Origin of the sequence: Pseudomonas pudica, from assembly GCF_015680405.1 — a bacterium.
Lineage (GTDB): Bacteria > Pseudomonadota > Gammaproteobacteria > Pseudomonadales > Pseudomonadaceae > Aquipseudomonas > Aquipseudomonas pudica.
Genome location: NZ_JADLJS010000004.1, coordinates 111739 through 134734 on the forward strand (window position 1 = coordinate 111739; position 22996 = coordinate 134734).

19 protein-coding genes are annotated in these 22996 nt (G+C 60.8%); 11 read left to right on the forward strand and 8 right to left on the reverse strand.

Features of this window, described 5'->3' with window-relative positions; all coding sequences use genetic code 11:
* Positions 1-423 precede the first annotated feature (423 nt).
* Genes dnaA through gyrB form a run of 4 tightly spaced genes read left to right on the forward strand, consistent with a single transcriptional unit; the run spans position 424 to position 6638 of the window.
* Complete coding sequence (dnaA, locus tag IRZ77_RS04755; protein WP_046615324.1) at positions 424-1950, forward strand: chromosomal replication initiator protein DnaA; 1527 nt, start codon at positions 424-426, stop codon at positions 1948-1950.
* A 40-nt stretch (positions 1951-1990) separates the two neighbouring features.
* The gene (gene dnaN / locus IRZ77_RS04760) at positions 1991-3094 is read left to right on the forward strand and encodes a DNA polymerase III subunit beta (protein WP_108480425.1); all 1104 of its coding nucleotides are present in this window, start codon (positions 1991-1993) and stop codon (positions 3092-3094) included.
* Positions 3095-3109: 15 nt separating this feature from the next.
* Positions 3110-4213: a DNA replication/repair protein RecF gene (recF, locus tag IRZ77_RS04765; RefSeq protein WP_046615323.1), complete on the forward strand. Its 1104-nt coding sequence runs from the start codon at positions 3110-3112 to the stop codon at positions 4211-4213.
* 4 nt (positions 4214-4217) lie between these two features.
* Positions 4218-6638 (forward strand): DNA topoisomerase (ATP-hydrolyzing) subunit B, encoded by a 2421-nt coding sequence (gene gyrB / locus IRZ77_RS04770; protein WP_196173019.1) that lies wholly within the window; start codon positions 4218-4220, stop codon positions 6636-6638.
* A gap of 63 nt (positions 6639-6701) precedes the next feature.
* On the opposite strand, the gene IRZ77_RS04775 is transcribed toward gyrB, so the two are convergent.
* Together IRZ77_RS04775 and IRZ77_RS04780 are read right to left on the reverse strand one after the other, a co-directional pair.
* Positions 6702-7109 carry an RcnB family protein gene (locus tag IRZ77_RS04775; protein ID WP_108480424.1) on the reverse strand — a complete coding sequence of 136 codons (408 nt, stop codon included), beginning with the start codon at positions 7107-7109 and terminating at the stop codon, positions 6702-6704.
* 241 nt (positions 7110-7350) lie between these two features.
* Positions 7351-8643: a sigma-54 interaction domain-containing protein gene (locus IRZ77_RS04780; RefSeq protein ID WP_046615320.1), complete on the reverse strand. Its 1293-nt coding sequence runs from the start codon at positions 8641-8643 to the stop codon at positions 7351-7353.
* 222 nt (positions 8644-8865) lie between these two features.
* On the opposite strand from IRZ77_RS04780, the gene IRZ77_RS04785 reads away from it, so the two are divergent.
* From IRZ77_RS04785 to IRZ77_RS04795, 3 genes are read left to right on the forward strand one after another with little or no spacing between them, the layout of a single operon-like run.
* Positions 8866-9750 (forward strand): MBL fold metallo-hydrolase, encoded by an 885-nt coding sequence (locus IRZ77_RS04785; protein WP_108480423.1) that lies wholly within the window; start codon positions 8866-8868, stop codon positions 9748-9750.
* 39 nt (positions 9751-9789) lie between these two features.
* Positions 9790-11061 carry an NAD(P)/FAD-dependent oxidoreductase gene (locus IRZ77_RS04790; protein WP_108480422.1) on the forward strand — a complete coding sequence of 424 codons (1272 nt, stop codon included), beginning with the start codon at positions 9790-9792 and terminating at the stop codon, positions 11059-11061.
* Positions 11058-11876 carry a sulfite exporter TauE/SafE family protein gene (locus IRZ77_RS04795; protein WP_196173021.1) on the forward strand — a complete coding sequence of 273 codons (819 nt, stop codon included), beginning with the start codon at positions 11058-11060 and terminating at the stop codon, positions 11874-11876. The genes IRZ77_RS04790 and IRZ77_RS04795 overlap by 4 nt, the downstream gene beginning before the upstream one ends.
* Here the strand turns inward: IRZ77_RS04795 and IRZ77_RS04800 are convergent.
* A complete protein-coding gene (locus IRZ77_RS04800) occupies positions 11865-12752 on the reverse strand; it encodes a LysR family transcriptional regulator (protein WP_108480421.1) in 888 nt (295 codons plus the stop codon). The genes IRZ77_RS04795 and IRZ77_RS04800 overlap by 12 nt on opposite strands.
* A gap of 178 nt (positions 12753-12930) precedes the next feature.
* On the opposite strand from IRZ77_RS04800, the gene IRZ77_RS04805 reads away from it, so the two are divergent.
* Positions 12931-14577 (forward strand): GMC family oxidoreductase, encoded by a 1647-nt coding sequence (locus tag IRZ77_RS04805; RefSeq protein WP_108480420.1) that lies wholly within the window; start codon positions 12931-12933, stop codon positions 14575-14577.
* Positions 14578-14675: 98 nt separating this feature from the next.
* Positions 14676-16295, forward strand: coding sequence for an MFS transporter (locus IRZ77_RS04810; protein WP_108480419.1), 1620 nt, complete (start codon positions 14676-14678; stop codon positions 16293-16295).
* Positions 16296-16618: 323 nt separating this feature from the next.
* Here the strand turns inward: IRZ77_RS04810 and IRZ77_RS04815 are convergent, their stop codons facing one another.
* From IRZ77_RS04815 to glyQ, 4 genes are read right to left on the reverse strand one after another with little or no spacing between them, the layout of a single operon-like run.
* Positions 16619-17404, reverse strand: coding sequence for a lysophospholipid acyltransferase family protein (locus IRZ77_RS04815; protein ID WP_135002150.1), 786 nt, complete (start codon positions 17402-17404; stop codon positions 16619-16621).
* 46 nt (positions 17405-17450) lie between these two features.
* Positions 17451-17978 (reverse strand): D-glycero-beta-D-manno-heptose 1,7-bisphosphate 7-phosphatase, encoded by a 528-nt coding sequence (gmhB, locus tag IRZ77_RS04820; protein WP_108480417.1) that lies wholly within the window; start codon positions 17976-17978, stop codon positions 17451-17453.
* Between the two features lie 3 nt (positions 17979-17981).
* Positions 17982-20033: a glycine--tRNA ligase subunit beta gene (gene glyS / locus IRZ77_RS04825; RefSeq protein ID WP_196173023.1), complete on the reverse strand. Its 2052-nt coding sequence runs from the start codon at positions 20031-20033 to the stop codon at positions 17982-17984.
* On the reverse strand, positions 20030-20977 hold the full coding sequence (gene glyQ, locus IRZ77_RS04830; protein ID WP_023377955.1) for a glycine--tRNA ligase subunit alpha: 948 nt from the start codon (positions 20975-20977) through the stop codon (positions 20030-20032). The genes glyS and glyQ overlap by 4 nt, the downstream gene beginning before the upstream one ends.
* 83 nt (positions 20978-21060) lie before the next feature.
* Between glyQ and IRZ77_RS04835 the strand changes: the two genes are divergently transcribed.
* On the forward strand, positions 21061-21612 hold the full coding sequence (locus IRZ77_RS04835; RefSeq protein ID WP_046615310.1) for a DNA-3-methyladenine glycosylase I: 552 nt from the start codon (positions 21061-21063) through the stop codon (positions 21610-21612).
* 41 nt (positions 21613-21653) lie between these two features.
* The gene (locus IRZ77_RS04840) at positions 21654-22541 is read left to right on the forward strand and encodes a lysophospholipid acyltransferase (RefSeq protein ID WP_046615309.1); all 888 of its coding nucleotides are present in this window, start codon (positions 21654-21656) and stop codon (positions 22539-22541) included.
* 138 nt (positions 22542-22679) lie between these two features.
* Here the strand turns inward: IRZ77_RS04840 and IRZ77_RS04845 are convergent, their stop codons facing one another.
* Positions 22680-22994 carry a tetratricopeptide repeat protein gene (locus IRZ77_RS04845; protein ID WP_046615308.1) on the reverse strand — a complete coding sequence of 105 codons (315 nt, stop codon included), beginning with the start codon at positions 22992-22994 and terminating at the stop codon, positions 22680-22682.
* Between the last annotated feature and the right edge of the window lie 2 nt (positions 22995-22996).

Sequence of the window (22996 nt, forward strand, 5' to 3'; positions counted from 1 at the left end):
AATTGGGGACAACATGAAAAAAAAGAAGAGGCATATAAAAAGCTTTTCTAAAGAATCTATAAATCTTAAGTGGATAACCTTCTGTGGATAACCTGATTTAGGCCAGAAAATACGGGCTGTACAGAGTTTTACAACTGTGTTCTCAACCGGTGCTGCGCTTGTTTTCTTCGTGGGCAGAAGCTGTGGATTAAAAGGCTACTTACCCACAGGTGAGTTATCAACAGGCCTGACCTCAGGGTTGTGCATAGCGCTCATGACTGCTTATCCACAGGGCTTATTCACAGTGCGATGAAGCTGTTTTGGTCGATAAATGGCTGTTTTGTCATGGTTCCTAACGTGTCCACATGTGGATAACTGAACGCTCGACCGGTACAATGGCGGTTTGTTTTTGCCTCATCCGGCTTTCAAACTCAGGGGATATCCGTGTCAGTGGAACTTTGGCAGCAGTGCGTGGAGCTTCTGCGCGATGAACTGCCTGCCCAGCAATTCAACACCTGGATCCGTCCGCTACAGGTCGAAGCCGAAGGCGACGAGTTGCGCGTCTATGCGCCTAACCGTTTCGTTCTCGATTGGGTCAATGAAAAGTACCTTGGTCGTTTGCTCGAGCTGTTGGGCGAAAACGGCAGCGGCATTGCGCCTGCCCTTTCCTTGTTGATCGGCAGCCGTCGCAGCTCTGCGCCACGTGCCGCACCCAACGCGCCAGTAAGTGCTGCGGTGGCCGCCTCGCTGGCCCAGAGCCAGACACCGAAGGCAGTGCCGGCAGCGGTCGAACCCGTCGCCGTCGCGGCGGCCGAGCCTGTGCTTGTCGATGAACTGGCCGAGCCATCCTCGCGTGATAGCTTCGATGCCATGGCCGAACCGGCTTCTGCGTCGGCTGGCAGTGCACGGACCGAACAGCGCACCGTGCAGGTTGAAGGTGCGCTCAAGCACACCAGTTACCTGAACCGCACCTTCACGTTCGATACCTTCGTCGAAGGTAAGTCGAACCAGCTGGCGCGCGCGGCTGCCTGGCAGGTGGCAGACAACCCCAAGCATGGCTATAACCCGCTCTTCCTTTATGGTGGTGTGGGCCTGGGTAAAACCCACCTCATGCATGCTGTGGGTAACCACCTGCTGAAGAAGAACCCGAATGCCAAGGTCGTGTACCTGCATTCGGAGCGCTTCGTCGCGGACATGGTCAAGGCGCTGCAACTCAATGCCATCAACGAATTCAAGCGTTTCTACCGCTCGGTGGATGCGCTGCTGATCGACGACATCCAGTTCTTTGCCCGTAAAGAGCGCTCGCAGGAAGAGTTTTTCCACACCTTCAACGCCCTGCTCGAGGGTGGCCAGCAGGTGATCCTTACCTCTGATCGCTACCCAAAGGAAATCGAAGGCCTGGAAGAGCGCTTGAAGTCGCGCTTTGGTTGGGGTCTGACGGTGGCCGTCGAGCCGCCAGAACTGGAAACCCGCGTGGCGATCCTCATGAAGAAGGCCGACCAAGCCAAGGTCGAACTACCGCATGACGCGGCCTTCTTCATCGCCCAGCGTATCCGCTCCAACGTCCGTGAACTGGAAGGTGCATTGAAGCGGGTGATCGCTCACTCGCACTTCATGGGCCGCGACATCACTATCGAACTGATTCGTGAGTCGCTCAAGGATCTGCTGGCGCTGCAGGACAAGCTGGTTAGTGTGGATAACATTCAGCGTACCGTCGCCGAGTACTACAAGATCAAGATCTCCGATCTGTTGTCCAAGCGTCGTTCGCGTTCCGTGGCGCGTCCACGACAGGTGGCCATGGCCCTGTCCAAGGAACTGACCAACCACAGTCTGCCGGAAATCGGCGACATGTTCGGTGGTCGGGACCATACGACCGTGCTACACGCCTGCCGCAAGATCAACGAACTGAAGGAATCCGACGCGGACATCCGCGAGGACTACAAGAACCTGCTGCGGACGCTGACGACCTGATGGCCGTCTGCGCAGCTAATTGAAGGCAAGGGACTAGACCATGCATTTCACCATTCAACGCGAAGCCCTGTTGAAACCCCTGCAACTGGTCGCCGGTGTCGTCGAGCGCCGCCAGACCTTGCCGGTCCTGTCCAACGTATTGCTGGTCGTGCAAGGCCAGCAACTGTCGTTGACTGGTACCGACCTGGAAGTCGAACTGGTAGGCCGCGTGCAACTGGAAGAGCCGGCCGAGCCTGGCGAAATCACTGTTCCGGCACGCAAGCTGATGGACATTTGCAAAAGCCTGCCGAACGACGCCCTGATCGATATCAAGGTCGACGAGCAGAAACTGTTGGTCAAGGCCGGCCGCAGCCGTTTTACCCTGTCGACCCTGCCAGCCAATGACTTCCCGACAGTGGAAGAAGGCCCGGGCTCGCTGACCTGTAACCTGGAACAAAGCAAGCTGCGCCGCCTGATCGAGCGGACCAGTTTCGCCATGGCCCAGCAGGATGTGCGCTACTACCTCAACGGCATGCTGCTGGAGGTTTCCCGCAACACCCTGCGAGCTGTGTCCACCGACGGTCACCGTCTGGCGCTGTGCTCCATGGGCGCACCGATCGAGCAGGATGATCGCCACCAGGTCATCGTGCCACGCAAAGGTATCCTTGAACTGGCACGCCTGCTGACCGACCCGGAAGGCATGGTCAGCATCGTTCTGGGCCAGCACCACATTCGCGCCACCACCGGTGAATTCACCTTCACTTCCAAGCTGGTCGACGGTAAGTTCCCAGACTACGAGCGCGTACTGCCCAAGGGCGGTGACAAGCTGGTGGTCGGCGACCGTCAGGCGCTGCGTGAAGCTTTTAGCCGTACTGCGATTCTTTCCAACGAAAAGTACCGCGGTATCCGCCTGCAACTGGCTGCTGGCCAACTGAAGATCCAGGCCAACAACCCTGAGCAGGAAGAAGCAGAAGAAGAAATCAGCGTGGACTACGAAGGTAGCTCACTGGAAATCGGCTTCAACGTCAGCTACCTGCTGGACGTCCTGGGCGTAATGACTACCGAGCAAGTTCGTCTGATCCTGTCCGACTCCAACAGCAGTGCCCTGCTGCAGGAAGCTGGCAATGACGATTCTTCCTACGTTGTCATGCCGATGCGTCTGTAACCCGTAGCAGGCGAAATGTCTCTTCGACGTATCATGGTCACCGCGGTGCGCAATTTGCACCCGGTGACACTCTCACCGTCCCCCCGCATCAACATCCTTTACGGCGCCAACGGCAGCGGCAAAACCAGCGTGCTTGAGGCCGTGCACCTGCTCGGGCTGGCGCGCTCGTTCCGCAGCACCCGCCTGAACCCGGTTATCCAGTATGAACAACCGGCCTGTACCGTGTTCGGTGAAGTGCAATTGGCTGAGGGTGGCAGCAGTAACCTGGGGGTTTCCCGGGAGCGGCAGGGAGAATTCACTATTCGCATCGATGGGCAGAATGCGCGGAGTGCGGCGCAACTGGCTGAGTTGCTACCGCTTCAGCTCATCAATCCGGACAGTTTCCGCTTGTTGGAAGGCGCTCCGAAAATACGCCGCCAGTTTCTAGATTGGGGAGTGTTCCACGTGGAACCTCGTTTTCTGCCAGCCTGGCAACGGCTACAGAAGGCACTGCGGCAGCGGAACTCATGGTTGCGGCATGGTACACTTGACCCAGCTTCGCAAGCCGCCTGGGACCGGGAATTGTGCCTGGCCAGTGCGGAAATAGATGAATACCGTCGCAACTACATCAAGGCCTTGAAGCCCGTCTTCGAGCGAACCCTGAGCGAACTGGTCGAGCTGGACGGGTTGACCCTTAGCTACTACCGAGGCTGGGACAAGGACCGGGAACTGCAAGAAGTACTTGGTTCCTCTCTCCTTCGCGATCAGCAGATGGGCCACACCCAGGCCGGTCCGCAGCGTGCTGATCTGCGTCTTCGTCTGGCTGCCAACAACGCAGCCGACATCCTGTCGCGTGGTCAGCAAAAGCTGGTGGTGTGCGCATTGCGCATTGCCCAAGGCCATCTCGTTAGTCAGGCTCGCCGCGGTCACTGTATTTATCTCGTGGATGACTTGCCGTCCGAACTGGACGACCAGCATCGCCGCGCGCTGTGTCGCTTGCTTGAAGAATTACGCTGCCAGGTGTTCATCACCTGTGTAGATCACGAATTACTGAGGGAAGGCTGGCAGACGGAAACGCCAGTTGCTTTGTTCCACGTGGAACAAGGCCGTATCACCCAGACCCACGACCATCGGGAGTGAATGCATGAGCGAAAATCAAACGTACGACTCCTCCAGCATCAAAGTGCTGAAAGGTTTGGATGCCGTGCGCAAGCGCCCCGGCATGTACATTGGCGACACCGATGATGGTAGCGGCCTGCACCACATGGTCTTCGAGGTGGTCGACAACTCGATCGACGAAGCCCTCGCCGGTCACTGCGATGACATCACCGTCATCATCCACCCGGACGAGTCCATCAGTGTGCGCGACAACGGTCGCGGCATTCCGGTCGACGTGCATAAAGAAGAAGGCGTTTCCGCAGCAGAGGTCATCATGACTGTGCTGCACGCTGGCGGTAAGTTCGACGACAACTCCTACAAGGTATCCGGCGGGCTGCACGGCGTAGGTGTCTCTGTTGTAAACGCCCTGTCAGAAAAACTGGTACTGACCGTTCGCCGTAGCGGCAAAATCTGGGAACAGACCTACGTTCACGGTGTTCCACAGGCGCCGATGGCGGTTGTCGGTGACAGCGAAACCACCGGTACCCACATCCACTTCAAGCCTTCGGCTGAAACCTTCAAGAACATTCACTTCAGCTGGGACATCCTGGCCAAGCGTATCCGAGAGCTGTCGTTCCTCAACTCCGGCGTTGGCATTCTGCTGAAGGATGAACGTAGTGGGAAGGAAGAGTTCTTCAAGTACGAAGGCGGCCTGCGCGCGTTCGTCGAATACCTGAACACCAACAAGACGCCGGTCAACTCCCAGGTATTCCACTTCAACGTCCAGCGTGACGATGGCGTGGGTGTTGAAGTCGCCCTGCAGTGGAACGACAGCTTCAATGAAAACCTGTTGTGTTTCACCAACAACATTCCGCAGCGTGATGGCGGTACTCACTTGGTGGGCTTCCGTTCCTCGTTGACCCGTAGCCTGAACAGCTACATCGAACAGGAAGGCCTGGCCAAGAAGAACAAAGTGGCGACCACTGGCGACGACGCCCGCGAAGGCCTGACCGCGATTATCTCGGTTAAAGTACCGGACCCTAAGTTCAGCTCGCAGACCAAGGACAAGCTGGTCTCCTCGGAGGTAAAAACCGCCGTGGAGCAGGAGATGAACAAGTTCTTCGCCGACTTCCTGCTGGAGAACCCGAACGAGGCCAAGGCCGTCGTTGGCAAGATGATCGACGCTGCCCGAGCCCGTGAAGCGGCACGTAAAGCTCGTGAAATGACTCGCCGTAAAGGCGCGCTGGATATTGCCGGCCTGCCAGGAAAACTGGCCGACTGCCAGGAAAAGGACCCTGCCCTTTCCGAACTGTACCTGGTGGAGGGCGACTCCGCGGGTGGCTCGGCGAAGCAAGGCCGCAACCGTCGTACCCAGGCAATCCTGCCGTTGAAGGGTAAAATCCTCAACGTCGAGAAAGCGCGCTTCGACAAGATGATCTCTTCCCAGGAAGTGGGCACGCTGATCACTGCACTGGGCTGCGGTATCGGCCGTGAAGAGTACAACATCGACAAGCTGCGTTATCACAACATCATCATCATGACCGATGCTGACGTTGACGGTTCGCACATCCGTACCCTGCTGCTGACCTTCTTCTTCCGGCAGCTGCCGGAGCTGGTCGAGCGCGGCTACATCTACATTGCCCAGCCACCGCTATACAAGGTGAAGAAAGGCAAGCAGGAGCAGTACATCAAGGACGACGAGGCCATGGAAGAGTACATGACCCAGTCGGCCCTGGAAGATGCCAGCCTGCACCTGGACGAGTCGGCACCAGCGGTTTCCGGCGTGCAGCTGGAAGCATTGGTGAATGAATTCCGTAGTGTCATGAAGACCCTCAAGCGTCTGTCGCGCTTGTATCCAGAAGAGCTGACCGAGCATTTCATCTACCTGCCGGAGGTGAGCCTGGAACAGCTGGGTGACCACGCTGTGATGCAAGCCTGGCTGGCCCAGTTCCAGGAACGTCTGAACAACAGCCAGAAGTCCGGCCTGGTTTATAAAGCCAGCCTGCGCGAAGACAAAGAACGAAACGTATGGTTGCCAGAAGTGGAGATCACTTCCCATGGCCTGGCCAGCTACGTCACCTTCAACCGGGACTTCTTCGGCAGCAATGACTACCGTACCGTAGTCAACATTGGTGCCAAGCTGTCCAGCTTGTTGGGCGAAGGTGCTTACGTACAGCGCGGTGAGCGCCGCAAGGCAATCGTCGAGTTCAAGGAAGGCCTGGATTGGCTGATGAACGAGACCACCAAGCGGCACACCATCCAGCGCTACAAAGGGTTGGGTGAGATGAACCCGGACCAGCTGTGGGAGACCACCATGGACCCGACCGTCCGCCGTATGCTCAAGGTCACTATTGAGGATGCGATCGCTGCCGACCAGATCTTCAACACCCTGATGGGTGATGCGGTCGAGCCGCGTCGTGACTTCATCGAAAGCAACGCGCTGTCGGTATCGAACCTGGACTTCTGATTCGCCTAGATCTACAGGCACTAAAAAGCCCGCGAAAGCGGGCTTTTTAGTGCCTGTAGAAAATCAGTAACCGCTGAGGACGTTGACGATCACACCACTGGCAATAGCAACCAGCACATAGTCTCCGTTCACATACAACCAGCGGTGATCACGGGGTGGTGCATACAGGTGGCGTGCTTTCCAGTCGGTCACCCAGTAACGGTCGCCACGGTAATGCGGGTCAACCACATAACCGCGATGCCACTGTTGATGCGGAACAGGCATGTCCGGTTGTGGGCGGAAGTTCGGGTCGCGGTAGGCGGGACCGTGGTCATTGTCGTGGCGGCCTTGGTGCTGCGGCTGCCCATGCGGTGGGTTGCCCTGGTGCGATGGACCGCCATCATGCCGGTCAGGTGGGCCTGGCTGCGCGAAACTGGCCAAAGGGGCGCTGAGCATGAGCGCGGCGCAGATCACGGTCAGGGTTTTCTTCATTTTGCGGTCCTCTGGATGTTGATGCCTGGCGAGAGCTGACGGGCTGCCAGGTTCGGTTAACTAATCAGACCACAATCATTCCCGCTTAATGTCAGGACAGAGGTAAAGGTCCGGTAAAGGTCTTAGGAGGCGCGGTGGATGGCACCGGCTTTGCCGGTGTTCGCGGGTGAACCCGCTCCCACAGGATGTGTGTTGCCGTCGGGTATACGCGGGCCCTTCTAGACCGCGTTAACCGAACGCCTCAATTCAGGCCAAGCTCCTTCAACCGGCGATATAGGGTTCGCTCGCTCAGGCCAAGGTGACGGGCCAGTTCACTGCGCGAGCCCTTGAACTGTTCCAGTGCCTGCGCCAGCTCACCCAGGTGATTGCGCCGGCCACCAGTCTTGATCGCCCCCGCTGGTCCAATATCCTCCGGCAAATGCTCGGGCCGGATCAGCCCGTCATCGGCAAACAAGCGCGCCCTTTCCAGAATGTTGCGCAGTTCGCGAATGTTGCCCGGGAATGGATGCAACCCAAGCTGCTGCAAGGCATCGTCGCTCAGCCTGGGTGTCGGCTTGCCTGCCATGCGCTGCAGCAGGCTCTGGGCGAGCAAGGGAAGGTCTTCTACCCGCTCGCGCAATGCCGGCAGACGGATCGGGAAGCCGCTGATGCGGTAGTACAGGTCTTCGCGGAAGGTGCCGTCCGCGACCATTTGCCTGAGGGGTTTATGGGTTGCCGACACCAGGCGAAAATCCGAATGCACCGTGCGCAGGCTACCCACCGGGCGGAAGCTGCCGGACTCGATCAGGCGCAGCAGCTTCACCTGCATCGCCAGCGGTACCTCCCCAATTTCATCGAGGAACAGGGTGCCGCCATGCGCCGCTTCAGCCAGGCCGATCTTGCGCTGGTTGGCGCCAGTGAACGCACCCTTCTCGTAGCCGAACAACTCGCTCTCGAACAGCGACTCGGTCAGGCCGGTACAGTCGACCACCACCAACGGGCCGTTAGCCCTGGGGCTTCCCATGTGCAGCGCACGGGCGAACAGTTCCTTGCCAGTACCTGACTCACCCTGTAGCAACACCGGGATCTGCGCCGGTGCCGCACGTTGCAGGCTGGCCAGGGCCGCCTTGAACGCTGGCGCCCGGCCGACCAGCCCCTGTTCCTGAGGCTGCGCCGACGCGAGGGTAATGCTGGTCAGGCGCTCGACAAAGGCCACCACCCTGCCCTGTTCATCCAGGATCGGCCGCAGCTCGACATCCACATGCTCGGGGCCGCGTGGCGTGTGATGAATGTGCAACACCCGCTCCGGAACCTTGCTTTGCCACGCTTTGCGCATCGGGCAATGCTCGCCGGCCTGGTCGCAAGGCACGGCGTAGTGGTGCGAGACCTTGTGGCATTTCTCACCGAGCGGCGCTTGCTCATGGCGACCAAACTGGCGGCGATAGGCAGCGTTGGCCGCCAGGATGTTGTAGTCGGTATCCAGCACGATGGTTGGCAGGGCATCGTGCTCAAGATAGGAAACCAAAGCTAGGATGAGGGGATGGGCTTCAGGCATGACGGCACCGATTGGATGACCGGCGCAGGGTAACAAGGACTGCCAAACACTGCCATGGGCTGACAGTCGACTGCCATCTGCGCTGTCACTGTCGTCGGCAACTGAGAGCAACGGGCCGGTTTCATTGGCCCAGGCGCAGGAAAATGCCTGGCATGCATCTTGATAAACCTCCTGGCACTGCCTACGCGCGTACAAGGCTGGGCGGATAAATTGGAGAACGCGATGATCATCGGCAACAACCTGCACGTGGACGCCTTTTACGACAAGGCGACCTCGACCATCAGCTACCTGGTCATGGACTGCGAAACCCGCAAATGCGCATTGATCGACAGTGTGCTGGATTACGACCCCAAGTCCGGGTGCACTTGCACTGCATCGGCGGACCGCCTGGTCCAGCGCGTGACCGAGCTTGAAGCCAGAGTGCAGTGGGTGCTGGAAACCCATGTGCATGCAGACCATCTTTCGGCAGCGGCCTATTTGAAGGAAAAGCTCGGCGGCCATACCGCCATCGGCGCGCACATCACCCAGGTACAGAAAGTGTTTGGTGCCTTGTTCAACGCCGAACCTGGCTTCGCCCGCGATGGCAGCCAGTTCGATGTGCTTTTCGAGGACGAGGAAGGTTTCCGCATTGGCAATCTGCATGCCCGCGCGTTGCACACCCCGGGGCACACGCCTGCGTGCATGAGCTTCATGATCGAGGACGCCGGCGAGACCGCGGTGTTCGTCGGCGACACCCTGTTCATGCCCGACTACGGTACCGCCCGTTGCGACTTCCCAGGGGCCGATGCCCGCACCTTGTACCGCTCGATCCGTCGCCTGTTGGCCTTCCCCGACCAGACCCGGCTCTTCATGTGCCACGACTACCTGCCGGGTGGCCGTGACATGCAGTACGTCACCACCGTGGCCGAGCAGCGCGCCAACAATATTCATATCCACCAGGGCATCGATGAGGACAGCTTCGTCGCCATGCGTGAAGCTCGCGACAAGACCCTCGAGATGCCCGTGCTGATCCTGCCTTCGGTGCAGGTAAACATGCGCAGCGGCCAGTTCCCCGCGCCGGAAGATAACGGTGTGAGCTACCTGAAGATTCCGCTGAACAAGCTGTGACCGCCCTGCCCCATAACCAGATTTACAGGATTTACCGCCATGCCTGCCTTGTTGTCCCCCGCCAATACCGACCACCACAAAGTGGTCATCGTCGGTGCTGGCGCCGCCGGAATCGCCATCGCTTCCAGCCTGATCAGCCGTGACCCGTCGCTGGACGTTACCTTGATCGACCCCGCCGACGTGCATTACTACCAGCCCGGCTGGACCATGGTCGGTGCGGGTGTGTTCAAGGCGCCAAGCACTGCTCGCACCATGGCCTCGACCATTCCGCGCGGCGTGCGCTGGATAAAGGCACGGGTGCAGAGGTTCGACCCGCTGGGCCAACTGGTCCTGCTCGAGGGCGGCCGCGCCATCAGTTATGAACAGCTGGTGGTCTGCCCGGGCCTCAAGCTGGATTGGGCAGCCATAGATGGCCTCAGCGAGACCTTGGGCCGCAACGGCGTCACCTCCAACTACCGCTACGATCTGGCACCCTACACCTGGGATCTGGTGCAGCAGCTCAAGCAAGGCCGAGCCCTGTTTTGCCAGCCGCCCATGCCGATCAAGTGCGCAGGCGCGCCGCAGAAGGCGTTGTACCTGTCTTGCGACCACTGGCTGCGGCACGGTCATCTGGGGGCTGTGAAAGCCAGCTTCTTCAATGCCGGCGCAGTGTTGTTCGGAGTGGCGGACTACGTGCCTGCACTGATGAAGTACATCGACAAGTACGCCGTGGACCTCAATTTTTCCCACCGCCTGGTCGCCGTGGACGGCCCGAACAAGCGCGCCACCTTCGTGCGCACCTTGGCCGATGGCAGCAGCGAAACCCGTATCGAGGCCTTCGACATGCTGCACGTGGTACCGCCGCAGGTGGCACCGGACTTCATTCGTGAAAGTCCGCTGGCCGATTGCGCCGGCTGGGTCGATGTCGACCCGCACACCCTGCGCCATCGCCACTTCACCAATGTCCATGCCCTTGGGGACGTGATCAACACCAGCAATGCCAAGACCGCCGCCGCTGCACGCAAGCAGGCTCCGGTCGTGGCCAACAACGTGCTGGTGGCCCTGGGAAGGTTGCCTACCCTCGCCCAGTACGATGGTTATGGCTCGTGCCCGCTCACCGTCGAGCGCGGCAAGATCGTCCTGGCTGAATTCACCTATGGCGGCAAGCTGGCTCCAAGTTTCCCCAACTGGTTGCTGGATGGTCGCAAGCCGACACGTCTGGCCTGGTTGCTCAAGGCGCAGGTGCTGCCACCCCTGTACTGGAAAGGCATGCTCAAGGGCCGCGAGTGGCTGGCACGGCCACAGCCGTTGGTAGCCGAGGGTCGGCAGTGATCAAACATCAATTACTGGGAGCGGGTCTGGGCGCGCTCATCGGTGCCGTGCTGGCGTTGACCGGTGCCGGCGGTGGCATTCTCGCAGTGCCTTTGCTGGTGTTCGGCCTGGGGTTGTCGATGGTCGAGGCAGCACCGGTCGGCCTGCTGGCAGTAGGCATGGCGGCGGCGGTGGGAGCAATGCTGGGCTTGCGGCAGGGCCTGGTGCGCTACCGGGCAGCGCTGTTCATCGCATTGATCGGTGTGGCAGCGGCGCCATTCGGGCTGATGCTGGCGCACCGCTTGCCGAACACGCCACTGCAGTTGGTGTTCGCTGTGGTGTTGGTGTATGCCTGCCTGCGTATCTGGCGCAAAGCGGCCAAGGAACTGCGCGGCGAAGCCAATGATGCCCATCGCTACATCGAACCCTGCGTGCTGAACCCGCTGCAGGGCCGTTTGCGCTGGACCCTGCCGTGTGCGCGCGCCCTGGCCTTCACGGGCGCATTGTCCGGGCTGCTGTCCGGCCTGCTCGGCGTGGGCGGTGGCTTTGTCATCATTCCGGCCCTTAACCGCTACACCAACCTGCGGATGGCCAGCATCGTCTCCACCTCGCTGGCGGTGATCGCGCTGGTGTCCACCGGCAGTGTGGTCAGCGCCAGCCTGGCAGGGGTCATGCACTGGCAGGTTGGCGCCCCGTTCGCTGTCGGCGCAGTGCTTGGTCTGCTGCTGGCGCGGCCGTTGGCGAACAGGCTGGCCGGGCCGCGCTTGCAGCAGATGTTTGCCGTGGCCGGTTGGGCCGCGGCTCTGCTGCTGGCCGGCAAGGCGCTATTGGGCTAGCAGCTCGCTCTGTTCCGCCGCGCACAGCGCCAGCAGGTAGTCCCACACCACCCGCAGTCGCACCGACTTGTGCAGTTCGCGGCGGGTGCAGATCCAGTAGCTGCGCTGGATGGTTTCGCCAGGTAGCACGCGCACTAGCGTCGGGTCGTGGCGGGCCATGTAGTTGGGTAGCACGGCGATGCCCAGCCCGGCGCGGGCGGCGGTTTGCTGGGCGATCACGCTGGTGCTGCGAAACACTACGCTGGGGGCCCGGCAGAAACTGTTGAGAAACAGCAGCTCCTGGCTGAACAGCAAGTCGTCGACATAACCAATCCAGCTGTGCCGGGCCAGGTCCTCGCGGTTGCGCAGCGGGGGCGCACGGTCCAGGTAGTCCTGGCTGGCATACAGGGCCAGGCGGTAGTCGGTGAGCTTGCGGGTGATCAGCAGGTCGGCGCTGGGCCGTTCCAGGTGGATGCTGATCTCTGCCTCTCGGTTGAGGATGCTGACGAAGCGCGGTACCGCCACCAGTTCCACTTCCAGGCCGGGATAGCGCTCGAACAGCGCATTCATGCGCGGGGTGAAGAACATGATGCCGATGCCTTCGGTCACCCCCAGGCGAATCTTGCCGAGCGGCGTGATGGCTTGGGTGATTTCTTCCTGTGCCAGCAGGGCGACGTTTTCCATGGCTTCTGCGTGCTTGAGAAGAGCTTGGCCCGAGGGCGTCAGTTCATAGCCCTGGGCATGCTGCACGAACAGTGCGGTACCCAGGCTTTGCTCGATGCTCTCGATGTGCCGGGCAACGGTGCTGTGAGTGGTGTTGAGGCGCTTGGCGGCGGTAAGCAGGCGCCCGCTGCGCTGCAACTCGAGGAAATAACGCAGATCGTTCCAGTCGAACATGCTGATCCTTTTTGGCAGTTCGTTCCGGCCTCTTCGCGGACACGCCCGCGAAGAGGCCGTTACAGACTTGCCACTGTGCTAAAACGCACAGCGGCTGCGCGAAATCTCGTGTTTCCTCCACGAAATTACTCACTAAGATGGATCGGGACAAGAATAATAATCAGGCCCGAGGTTGCACATGCCATCAGCCGATTCTGTCTTCGACTACGTGGTCGTGGGGGCCGGGCCCGCCGGTTGCCTGCTGGCCAATCGTTTGTCCGCCGACCCTTCCTGCCGCGTGCTGCTGCTGGAGGCGGGTGGCCGCGACAACTATCCCTGGATCCATATCCCCGTCGGTTACCTCTATTGCATCGGCAACCCACGCACCGATTGGTGCTTCAAGACCGAGGCGCAGCCCGGCCTGGGCGGTCGCGCGCTGGGCTATCCACGCGGCAAGGTTTTGGGTGGCTGCTCCTCGATCAACGGCATGATCTACATGCGCGGCCAGGCCGCCGACTACGACCTTTGGGCCGAGCAAGGCAACGACGGCTGGGCCTGGAAGGACGTACTGCCGCTGTTCAAGGCCAGCGAAAGCCACTTTGCCGGCGCCAACGAGCACCACGGTGGTGATGGTGAATGGCGGGTCGAGCGACAGCGCTACAGCTGGCCGATCCTCGATGCCTTCCGTGATGCCGCCGAGCAGAGCGGCATCGGCAAGGTCGATGACTTCAATACCGGCGACAACCAGGGGTGTGGATATTTCCAGGTCAACCAGCGCAGCGGTGTGCGCTGGAACGCTTCCAAGGCTTTCCTGCGGCCGATCAAGAACCGCCCAAACCTCACCGTGCTGACTGGCGTTCAGGTTGACCAGGTGCTGCTCAACAACACCCGTGCGCGGGCAGTAAAGGCATTCTGGCAGGGTGCCTGGCACGAGTTTGCGGCACGTCGCGAGATCATCCTCTGCGCGGGCGCTGTGGGCTCTCCCGGTATCCTGCAACGCTCCGGCATCGGTCCACGGCAGCTACTGGAAAGTCTGGGTATTGGCGTGCGTCATGACATGCCAGGCGTTGGCGGCAATCTGCAGGATCACCTGCAGCTGCGCCTGATCTACCAGATCCGCAATACCCGTACCCTGAACCAGATGGCCAACAGCCTGTGGGGCAAGATGGGCATGGGCTTGCGCTACCTCTATGATCGCAGTGGCCCGCTGGCTATGGCGCCGAGTCAGTTGGGCGCATTCGTGCGTTCAAGCTCGGAGCAGGCCACCGCCAACCTGCAGTACCACGTGCAGCCGCTGTCACTTGAGCGCTTCGGCGAGCCGCTGCACAGGTTCCCGGCCTTTACCGCCTCGGTATGCAACCTGCGCCCGGCCAGCCGCGGGCGTATCGATATCCGCAGCAGCGACATGAACAGCACTCCGCTGATCGACCCCAACTATCTCAGCGACCCCCAGGACCTACGCGTCGCCGCCGACTCCATTCGCCTTACCCGACGTATCGTCCAGGCCTCTGCCCTCGCTGCGTTCGACCCGAAGGAATACCTGCCGGGCCCAGCCCTGCAAACCGAAGAAGAGCTGTTCGAAGCCGCCGGCAAGATCGGCACCACCATCTTCCACCCGGTAGGCACCTGCCGCATGGGCAATGGCGAACTGGACGTTGTGGATAACCAGTTGCGCGTACACGGCATCCCTGGCCTGCGCGTGGCGGACGCATCGATCATGCCGCAGATCACCTCTGGCAATACCTGTTCACCCACCCTGATGATCGCCGAGAAGGCGGCGCAACTGATCCTCAAAGGAGCTGCGACCCAGACCTATCTGAACGAAGACGCGATACCGACGCCCTGAACGAGGGTGCGTGCAGTACCGGCAGCTGGCGGTCAGAAGCTGCCGACAGTGGAACAACAAGAATAATCACTGTGGCCTGCGGGCCGAGGACAGCAACGATGTCGGATTACATCCAAGAGCAGGGTGCGGCGGCCAGCAGCTCCAACCGTCGTGAAGAACGCAAGATCATTTTCGCGTCATCCCTCGGGACAGTTTTCGAGTGGTATGACTTTTTTCTCTATGGGGCGCTGGCAGCGGTCATCAGCAAGCAGTTCTTCGCTGGCGTGAACGACACCACTGCCTTCATCTTTGCCCTCATGGCCTTTGCCGCTGGCTTCCTGGTGCGGCCGTTTGGTGCGCTGGTGTTCGGCCGCCTGGGCGACATGATCGGGCGCAAGTACACTTTTCTGGTCACTATCGTGCTGATGGGCCTATCCACCTTTGCGGTGGGGCTGTTGCCCACCTATGCCAGCATTGGCATCGCGGCACCGATCATCCTGGTGGTCCTGCGCATGCTGCAAGGGCTGGCGCTGGGTGGTGAATACGGCGGTGCGGCCACCTATGTTGCCGAGCATGCGCCACCCGGCAAACGCGGCTTCCACACTGGTTTCATCCAGTCCACCGCTACCCTCGGCCTGTTGTTGTCGCTGGTGGTGGTGCTGGGCAGCCGTTATATAAGCGGCGACCAATTCGAAACCTGGGGCTGGCGCCTGCCGTTCCTGCTGTCGATCGTGCTGCTGGCGATTTCTACCTGGATCCGCATGAGCATGCATGAGTCGCCGGCGTTCGTGAAAATGAAGGCCCAAGGCAAGGTCAGCAAGTCGCCGATCCGGGAGTCGTTCACTTCCTGGCCGAACCTGAAAGTGGTGCTCACCGCGCTGTTCAGCATCAACGCCGGGCAGGCCGTGACCTTTTACACGGCGCAATTCTATGTGCTGTTCTTCATGACCCAGATGCTGAAGATGGACCCGGCGCAGGCCAACACCCTGCTGATCATCAGCGTGGTGATTGGTGCGCCGTTCTTCGTGTTCTTTGGCTGGTTGTCCGACCGTATTGGTCGCAAGCCGATCCTGATGCTCGGCCTGCTGCTGGCCACGGTGCTTTATTTCCCGATGTTCAAAGCGCTGAGCCACTACGCCAACCCACAGATCGACGCGGCCAGCCGCCAGGCGCCGATCGTGGTCACTGCCGACCCGCAAGGCTGCACCTTCCAGTTCGACCCGGTGGGCAAAGCGCGTTTCGACAGCCCGTGCGACAGGGTCAAGACCTTCCTGGTCAAGCAGGGCCTGCCTTACAGCTCGGTCGATGTGGCCGGCAGCGATGTAGTGGTGAACATCGGCGACAAGACCATCAACGGCTTCGACGAAGCGGCCATGCGTGCGGCGGTGGAACAGGCTGGCTACCCGGCCAAGGCCGACCCTGGGCAGGTCAATCAAGTGATGGTGGTGGTGTTGATCGTGGCGATGATACTGATCGCGACCATGACCTATGGCCCGCTGGCGGCGGTGATGGTCGAGCTGTTCCCGACTCGTATCCGCTACACCTCGATGTCACTGCCCTATCACATTGGCAACGGCTGGTTCGGTGGCTTCCTGCCAACGGTGTCGTTCGCACTGGTGGTGTATACCGGGGATATCTTCTACGGGCTGTGGTACCCGGTGCTGGTGACCGGGGTCAGCCTGGTGGTGGGGATCTTCTGCCTGAAAGAAACCAAGGATGTGGATATCGACAAGATCTGACGGTTGGCACGGGCTTCTTGTTGGAGCGGCCTTGTGTCGCGAAAGGGCCGCAAAGCGGCCCCGGGGCATCAGCAGTGATGCACAAATTGCTGGGGCTGCCTTGCAGCCCTTTCGCGACACAAGGCCGCTCCTACACCGATCACCAACACCCGCATGAGTCCATAAAAAAACCGGCTGTAAAAGCCGGTTTTCTTATGCCTCAAAAAAACTTATGCACGATTTTCAGAAAAATGTCATACGCAGAAATAAATAGCTAATTCAAAGACTTAGCGATCACTTCAGGGTTTTAATCCAAAAACAGTTCACAAGTTATCCACAGATGATCAAGCCATCTGCTCTTGGGGCTTTTCCTCTGCCGGCGGCAGCGAACCCATGGCCCGCTGGGTCGCTTCGTTCCACGCCGCGGCGCGGTCGTTGAGCTCGGCGATGGCCCGTGGTCCGGTGCCGTTGGCGTACATCGGTTCGCCAATCACCACCTCGATCGTGCCAGCGCGCTTGCCCCAGCCGGTCTTCGGCCAGAACTTGCCGGCATTATGGGCAATCGGCAGCACCGGCAGCCCGGCATTCACTGCCAGCGCGGTACCGCCACGCGAGAACTTGCCCATGGTGCCGAATGGCACGCGGGTGCCTTCCGGGAAGATCAGCACCCAGGTCTTCTGCTTGAGCAGCTCGTCACCCTTGCTGGCTACCTGGCGCAGGGCTTCCTTGGGGTTATCGCGGTTGATCGCTATAGGCCGCAGCATGGCCATGGCCCAACCGAAGAACGGCACGTACAGCAACTCGCGTTTGAGCACCTGGCTCAGCGGCGAGAAATACTGGGACAGGAAGAAGGTTTCCCACGTGCTCTGGTGGTTGGACAGAATCACGCAAGGTTCAGCAGGCACGTTTTCGGCGCCAGTGATCCTGTAGTCGATACCCAGGATGGTGCGCACAAGGAACAACGCGCAACGGCACCAGTACACGTTGATGAACTTGTAGCGCTTGGGGAATGACAGGAAAGGCGCGACGAAGAAGCTCAGCGAGCACCACAGCAGCGAACTGGTGCCCAGCAGCAGGTAAAAAAGAAAGATTCTGATCGCCTGCAGGATCGACATAGTGGCTTGTACCATTGCGGGGCATGCCCGCCTGAGAAAAATGCGCCCGAAGGCGCACTGTTTAAATTAGTTCTCTGGCGATAGCTGCCAGATCGTCGAAAATCAGTGTAGTTTCCGGGACGCCTTTTTCCAGGGTCCGCTCGCCCTTGCCGGTTTTTACCAGCACGGGTTGTGCACCGACGGCCAGGGCGGCCTCTAGGTCACCTTTGCTGTCGCCAACGAACCAGACGCCTTCCAGGCCGACCTGGTAATGCTGGGCAATCGCTCGCAGCATGCCAGGCTTGGGCTTGCGGCAATCGCAGCCTTCGTCCGGCCCGTGCGGGCAATACACGATGTGGCCCACCTCGCCACCCTGCTCAGCCACCAGCGCGCGCAGGCGCGCGTGCATGGCCTCGAGGGTGGCCAGAGCATAATAGCCACGGGCAATGCCGGACTGGTTGGTGGCTACGGCCACCGTCCAGCCCGCCTTGCTCAACTGCGCGATCGCTTCGACCGAGCCAGGGATCGGCACCCACTCGTCCAGCGTCTTGATGTAGGCGTCGGAGTCATGGTTGATGACTCCGTCACGGTCGAGAATCAGCAGTTTCAAGGCTTACCCCAGCAGCGAAATATCGGCCACGCCCAGGAACAGGCCGCGCAGGCGGCTGAGCAGGGCATAACGGTTGGCGCGTACCTTGGCATCCTCCGCGTTGACCATCACCGCCTCGAAGAAGGCGTCGACCGGGTCACGCAGGGCCGCCAGGCGGGCCAGCGACTCGCTGTACTGGCGTGCAGCAGCCATGGGTTGCACGGCCTGGTCGGCCTGCTGGATGGCCGAATACAGGGAGAACTCGTTGGCGTTGTCGAAGTACTTCGGCTCGACATGATCGGCGATGGCGCCTTCGGCCTTGCTCAGCAGGTTCGACACGCGCTTGTTCACTGCGGCCAGAGCCTCGGCTTCCGGCAGCTTGCGGAAGGCTTGTACAGCCTGCACGCGCTGGTCGAAGTCCAGGGCAGAACCTGGCTGCAGGGCACGTACCGACAGGTAGGTGGCCACATCGATGCCTTCGTCTTCGTAACGCGCACGCAGGCGGTCGAAGATGAACTCCAGCACCTGTTCGGCCAGGCCGGCGGCCTTGACCTTGGCGCCGAACTGCTTGACCGCGAACTCGACCGCACCGGTCAGGTCCAGGTCCAGCTGCTTCTCGATCAAGATACGCAGCACGCCCAGTGCGGCACGGCGCAGGGCGTACGGGTCTTTGCTGCCGGTAGGCAGCATGCCGATGCCGAAGATGCCGACCAAGGTGTCGAGCTTGTCGGCGATGGCCACGGCGGCACCGGTGAGGGTCTGCGGCAGCTCGGCGCCAGCACCGCGCGGCATGTACTGCTCGTTCAGGGCAAGGGCAACGTCTTCCGGCTCACCGTCGTTGAGCGCGTAGTAGTAACCGGCAACACCCTGCATTTCAGGGAATTCGCCGACCATCTCGGTGGCCAGGTCGCACTTCGACAGCAGGCCCGCACGGCCTGCGCGCTGGGCGTCGCCGCCGATCAGCGGGGCGATGAAGGCAGCCAGCCTGGAAACGCGCTCGGCCTTGTCGTACACGGTACCCAGTTGAGCCTGGAACACCACGTTCTTCAGGCGCTCGTTGAAGGTTTCCAGCGGCTGCTTCTTGTCCTGCTTGAAGAAGAACTCGGCATCGGTCAGGCGTGGGCGCACGACCTTCTCGTTGCCTTGCACGATCTGCTTCGGGTCGCGGCTCTCGACGTTGGCCACGGTGATGAAGCGCGGCAGCAGTTTGCCTTCGCTGTCCAGCAGGCAGAAGTACTTCTGGTTGTCCTGCATGGTGGTGATCAGGGCTTCCTGTGGCACTTCGAGGAAACGCTCCTCGAACGAGCACACCAGCGGCACCGGCCATTCGACCAGGGCGGTCACTTCGTCCAGCAGCGCCGGCGGCACGATGGCGCTGCCTTCCTGCTGCATGGCCAGTTCGGCGGTACGCTTGCTGATCAGCTCGCGGCGCTCTGCGAAGTCGGCCAGCACGTAGGCTTTGCGCAGGTCTTCGACGTAGTTGGCCGGGGTGGTGATGACCACGTTTTCCGGGTGGTGGAAGCGGTGGCCACGGGATTCACGGCCGGCCTTCTGCGACAGGATGGTGCAGTCGACCACCTGATCGCCCAGCAGCATCACCAGCCATTGGGTCGGGCGCACGAACTCTTCACGGCTGGCCGCCCAGCGCATGCGCTTGGGGATCGGCAGGTCGTTGAGCGAATCTTCGACGATAGTCGGCAGCAAGCCGGTGGTGGCCTTGCCCGGGATGTGCTGGGAGAAGCGCAGCTTGGCGCCGGTCTGGTCGATTTCCGACAGTTCCACACCGCATTTCTTGGCAAAGCCCAAGGCAGCCTGGGTCGGTTCGCCGTCTTTGAAAGCAGCCTGCAGGGGCGGGCCGTCGATATTGATGCTGCGGTCAGGCTGCTGCACGTCCAGCTGGCGAATCAGCACGGCCAGGCGACGCGGCGCGGCGTAAACTTGCTTGCCGGTGTAGTTCAGGCCAGCGGCCTGCAGGCCTTTCTCGATACCAGCCAGGAAGGCTTCGCCGAGGCTGGCGAGGGCCTTCGGTGGCAGCTCTTCGGTGCCCAGTTCTACCAGGAAATCTTGAGCACTCATTGTGCAGCCTCCAGCTTAGCCAACACTTCGTCACGCAGTTCAGGGGTGGCCATCGGGAAGCCCAGGCGTGCGCGGGCTTGCAGATAGCTTTGCGCCACGTCCCGGGCCAGGGTACGTACACGCAGGATGTAGCGCTGACGCTCGGTTACCGAGATGGCACGGCGGGCGTCCAGCAGGTTGAAGGTGTGCGAGGCCTTCAGCACCATTTCATAGGTCGGCAGCGGCAGCTCAAGCTTGATCAGGCGGTTGGCTTCGCTTTCGTAGAAGTCGAACAGCTCGAACAGCTTCTCGACGTTGGCGTGCTCGAAGTTGTAGGTCGACTGCTCTACCTCGTTCTGGTGGAACACGTCGCCATAGGTGACCTTGCCGAACGGGCCGTCGGCCCACACCAGGTCGTACACCGAGTCAACGCCCTGGATGTACATGGCCAGGCGCTCCAGGCCGTAGGTGATTTCACCGGTGACCGGGTAGCACTCGATGCCGCCTACCTGCTGGAAGTAGGTGAACTGAGTGACTTCCATGCCGTTGAGCCAGATTTCCCAGCCCAGGCCCCAGGCGCCGAGGGTCGGCGATTCCCAGTTGTCTTCGACGAAGCGAATGTCGTGGACCAGCGGGTCCAGACCGATGGCTTTCAGCGAGCCGAGGTACAGCTCCTGGAAGTTGGCCGGGTTGGGCTTCAGTACCACCTGGAACTGGTAGTAGTGCTGCAGGCGGTTGGGGTTTTCGCCATACCGCCCGTCGGCAGGGCGACGGCTAGGCTGCACATAGGCGGCGTTCCAGGTTTCTGGACCCACGGCGCGCAGGAATGTAGCGGTGTGGAAAGTGCCGGCGCCTACTTCCATATCGTAGGGCTGAAGCACCACACAACCTTGCTCGGCCCAGTAGTTCTGCAGGGCGAGGATCAGGTCTTGGAAGGTACGCACGGCTGGCGTAGGCTGGCTCACGAAATTCACCTGTATCTGGGGATGCGGATGTAAAGAGCGGGAGTATAACCTGATTCGCCTCGCCCTCTACTCATTGGAGCCTTATGCCACGCTGCTTTTGGTGTACCGACGATCCGTTGTACCAGGCCTACCATGACCAGGAATGGGGAACGCCCCAGCGTGACCCGGCGTTGCTGTTCGAGATGCTTTTGCTCGAAGGGTTCCAGGCAGGGCTGTCGTGGATCACCGTATTGCGCAAACGCGAGCGTTATCGCGAGGTGATGCACGGCTTCGATCCGGTGAAACTCGCCGTCATGAGCGACGAACGCATCGAGGAGCTGATGCAGGATGCCGGCATCATCCGCAACCGCCTCAAGCTCAAGGCTGCCAGGCGCAATGCCCAGGCCTGGCTGGCTTTGGACAACCCGGCCGAATGGCTCTGGTCATTCGTCGGTGGTGCGCCGAAGATCAACCACTTCAGGGGCCGCAGCGAGGTGCCAGCGGTTACCGATGAAGCCAAGGCTATGAGCAAAGCCCTGCAGAAAGCCGGCTTCACCTTTGTAGGCCCGACTATATGCTATGCCTTCATGCAGGCCACCGGCATGGTCATGGACCACACCACCGATTGCGATCGCTACGCCGCCTTGCTGCGCTGAGGGGTTACAATGCGCGCCTTGCTGAAATAAGGAATTCGCCTGTGGAAAAGTTCAAGGGCGCCCTGATGGTCGGGGTGCTGCGTCTGTTTGCCAAGCTGCCCTGGGGCGCTGTGCAGCGCGTTGGCGCCGGTATCGGCTGGCTGATGTGGAAGATCCCCAACGGCTCGCGCAATGTCGTGCGCATCAACCTGGCCAAGTGCTTCCCGGAGATGAACCCTGCCGAGCGCGAGCAGCTGGTTGGCCGCGCGTTGAAGGATATCGGTAAATCCTTCGTCGAAAGTGCCTGTGCCTGGATCTGGCCGCCGCAGCGCTCGCTGGAGCTGGTCAAGGAAGTGCACGGCCTGGAAGTGCTGGAGCAGGCCTTGGCCTCGGGCAAGGGCGTGGTCGGCATCACCAGCCACCTGGGCAACTGGGAAGTGCTGAACCACTTCTACTGCAACCAGTGCAAACCGATCATCTTCTACCGCCCGCCGAAGCTGAAGGCGGTGGATGACCTGCTGCGCGAGCAGCGGGTGCAGATGGGCAACCGCGTGGCGCCTTCGACCAAGGAAGGCATCCTCAGTGTGATCAAGGAAGTGCGCCGTGGTGGCCAGGTGGGTATTCCAGCCGACCCGGAGCCGGCGGAGTCGGCGGGGGTATTCGTGCCGTTCCTGGGAACCCAGGCGCTGACCAGCAAGTTCGTGCCGAACATGCTGGCAGGGGGCAAAGCGGTGGGGGTGTTCCTGCATGCCCTGCGGCTGCCGGATGGCTCGGGGTTCAAGGTGTTTCTGGAGGCGGCGCCGGAAGAGATGTACAGCACCGACGTGACCGTGTCGGCAGCGGCGATGAGCAAAGTGGTCGAGCGCTATGTGCGCGAGTACCCGAGCCAGTACATGTGGAGCATGAAGCGCTTCAAGAAGCGCCCGGCTGGCGAGGCGCGCTGGTACTGAGTTATCCACTGCTCTTCCAGTAGGCTGAATGCACTTCTGCCTGTGGTAGCAGGGACCTTGTGGGAGCGCGTTACCCGCGAATGCAATGTTGGCTTCACCGACGCATTCGCGGGTGAACCCGCTCCCACAGAGACCGCGTCAGCTTGAGATTTTGTCGAGCTTCTTCAGAAACACGGTCATCTCTTTTTCGGCCTGCTTGTCCCCATGGGCTTGCGCCGCCACGATCCCCTCCTCCCAGGCCTTGCGCGCCGCCGCCAGGTCCCCCTGCAACTGATGCGCCTTGCCCAGCAGCTTCCACGCTGCCGAGTACTTCGGGTCCTGTTCCACGCAGCGTGCCAGATGCACCGCCGCTTCAGCGCCATTGCCTTCGTCCAGCCAGGCCTTGCCCAGCCCGAACCTCAGCAGCGGGTTATCCACACCCTTGGCCAGCATCTTCTCCAGCGATTCGCGCATGC

What these genes read in the sequence shown, in the direction of transcription:
- IRZ77_RS04785 (WP_108480423.1), top strand. Translation starts at nt 8,866, where the DNA reads ATGATCATCGGCAACAACCTGCACGTGGACGCCTTTTACGACAAGGCG.
- gyrB (WP_196173019.1), top strand. Translation starts at nt 4,218, where the DNA reads ATGAGCGAAAATCAAACGTACGACTCCTCCAGCATCAAAGTGCTGAAA.
- IRZ77_RS04805 (WP_108480420.1), top strand. Translation starts at nt 12,931, where the DNA reads ATGCCATCAGCCGATTCTGTCTTCGACTACGTGGTCGTGGGGGCCGGG.
- IRZ77_RS04810 (WP_108480419.1), top strand. Translation starts at nt 14,676, where the DNA reads ATGTCGGATTACATCCAAGAGCAGGGTGCGGCGGCCAGCAGCTCCAAC.
- dnaN (WP_108480425.1), top strand. Translation starts at nt 1,991, where the DNA reads ATGCATTTCACCATTCAACGCGAAGCCCTGTTGAAACCCCTGCAACTG.
- recF (WP_046615323.1), top strand. Translation starts at nt 3,110, where the DNA reads ATGTCTCTTCGACGTATCATGGTCACCGCGGTGCGCAATTTGCACCCG.
- IRZ77_RS04835 (WP_046615310.1), top strand. Translation starts at nt 21,061, where the DNA reads ATGCCACGCTGCTTTTGGTGTACCGACGATCCGTTGTACCAGGCCTAC.
- IRZ77_RS04815 (WP_135002150.1), bottom strand. Translation starts at nt 17,404, where the DNA reads ATGGTACAAGCCACTATGTCGATCCTGCAGGCGATCAGAATCTTTCTT.
- IRZ77_RS04790 (WP_108480422.1), top strand. Translation starts at nt 9,790, where the DNA reads ATGCCTGCCTTGTTGTCCCCCGCCAATACCGACCACCACAAAGTGGTC.
- IRZ77_RS04845 (WP_046615308.1), bottom strand. Translation starts at nt 22,994, where the DNA reads ATGCGCGAATCGCTGGAGAAGATGCTGGCCAAGGGTGTGGATAACCCG.
- IRZ77_RS04780 (WP_046615320.1), bottom strand. Translation starts at nt 8,643, where the DNA reads ATGCCTGAAGCCCATCCCCTCATCCTAGCTTTGGTTTCCTATCTTGAG.
- IRZ77_RS04775 (WP_108480424.1), bottom strand. Translation starts at nt 7,109, where the DNA reads ATGAAGAAAACCCTGACCGTGATCTGCGCCGCGCTCATGCTCAGCGCC.
- glyS (WP_196173023.1), bottom strand. Translation starts at nt 20,033, where the DNA reads ATGAGTGCTCAAGATTTCCTGGTAGAACTGGGCACCGAAGAGCTGCCA.
- IRZ77_RS04800 (WP_108480421.1), bottom strand. Translation starts at nt 12,752, where the DNA reads ATGTTCGACTGGAACGATCTGCGTTATTTCCTCGAGTTGCAGCGCAGC.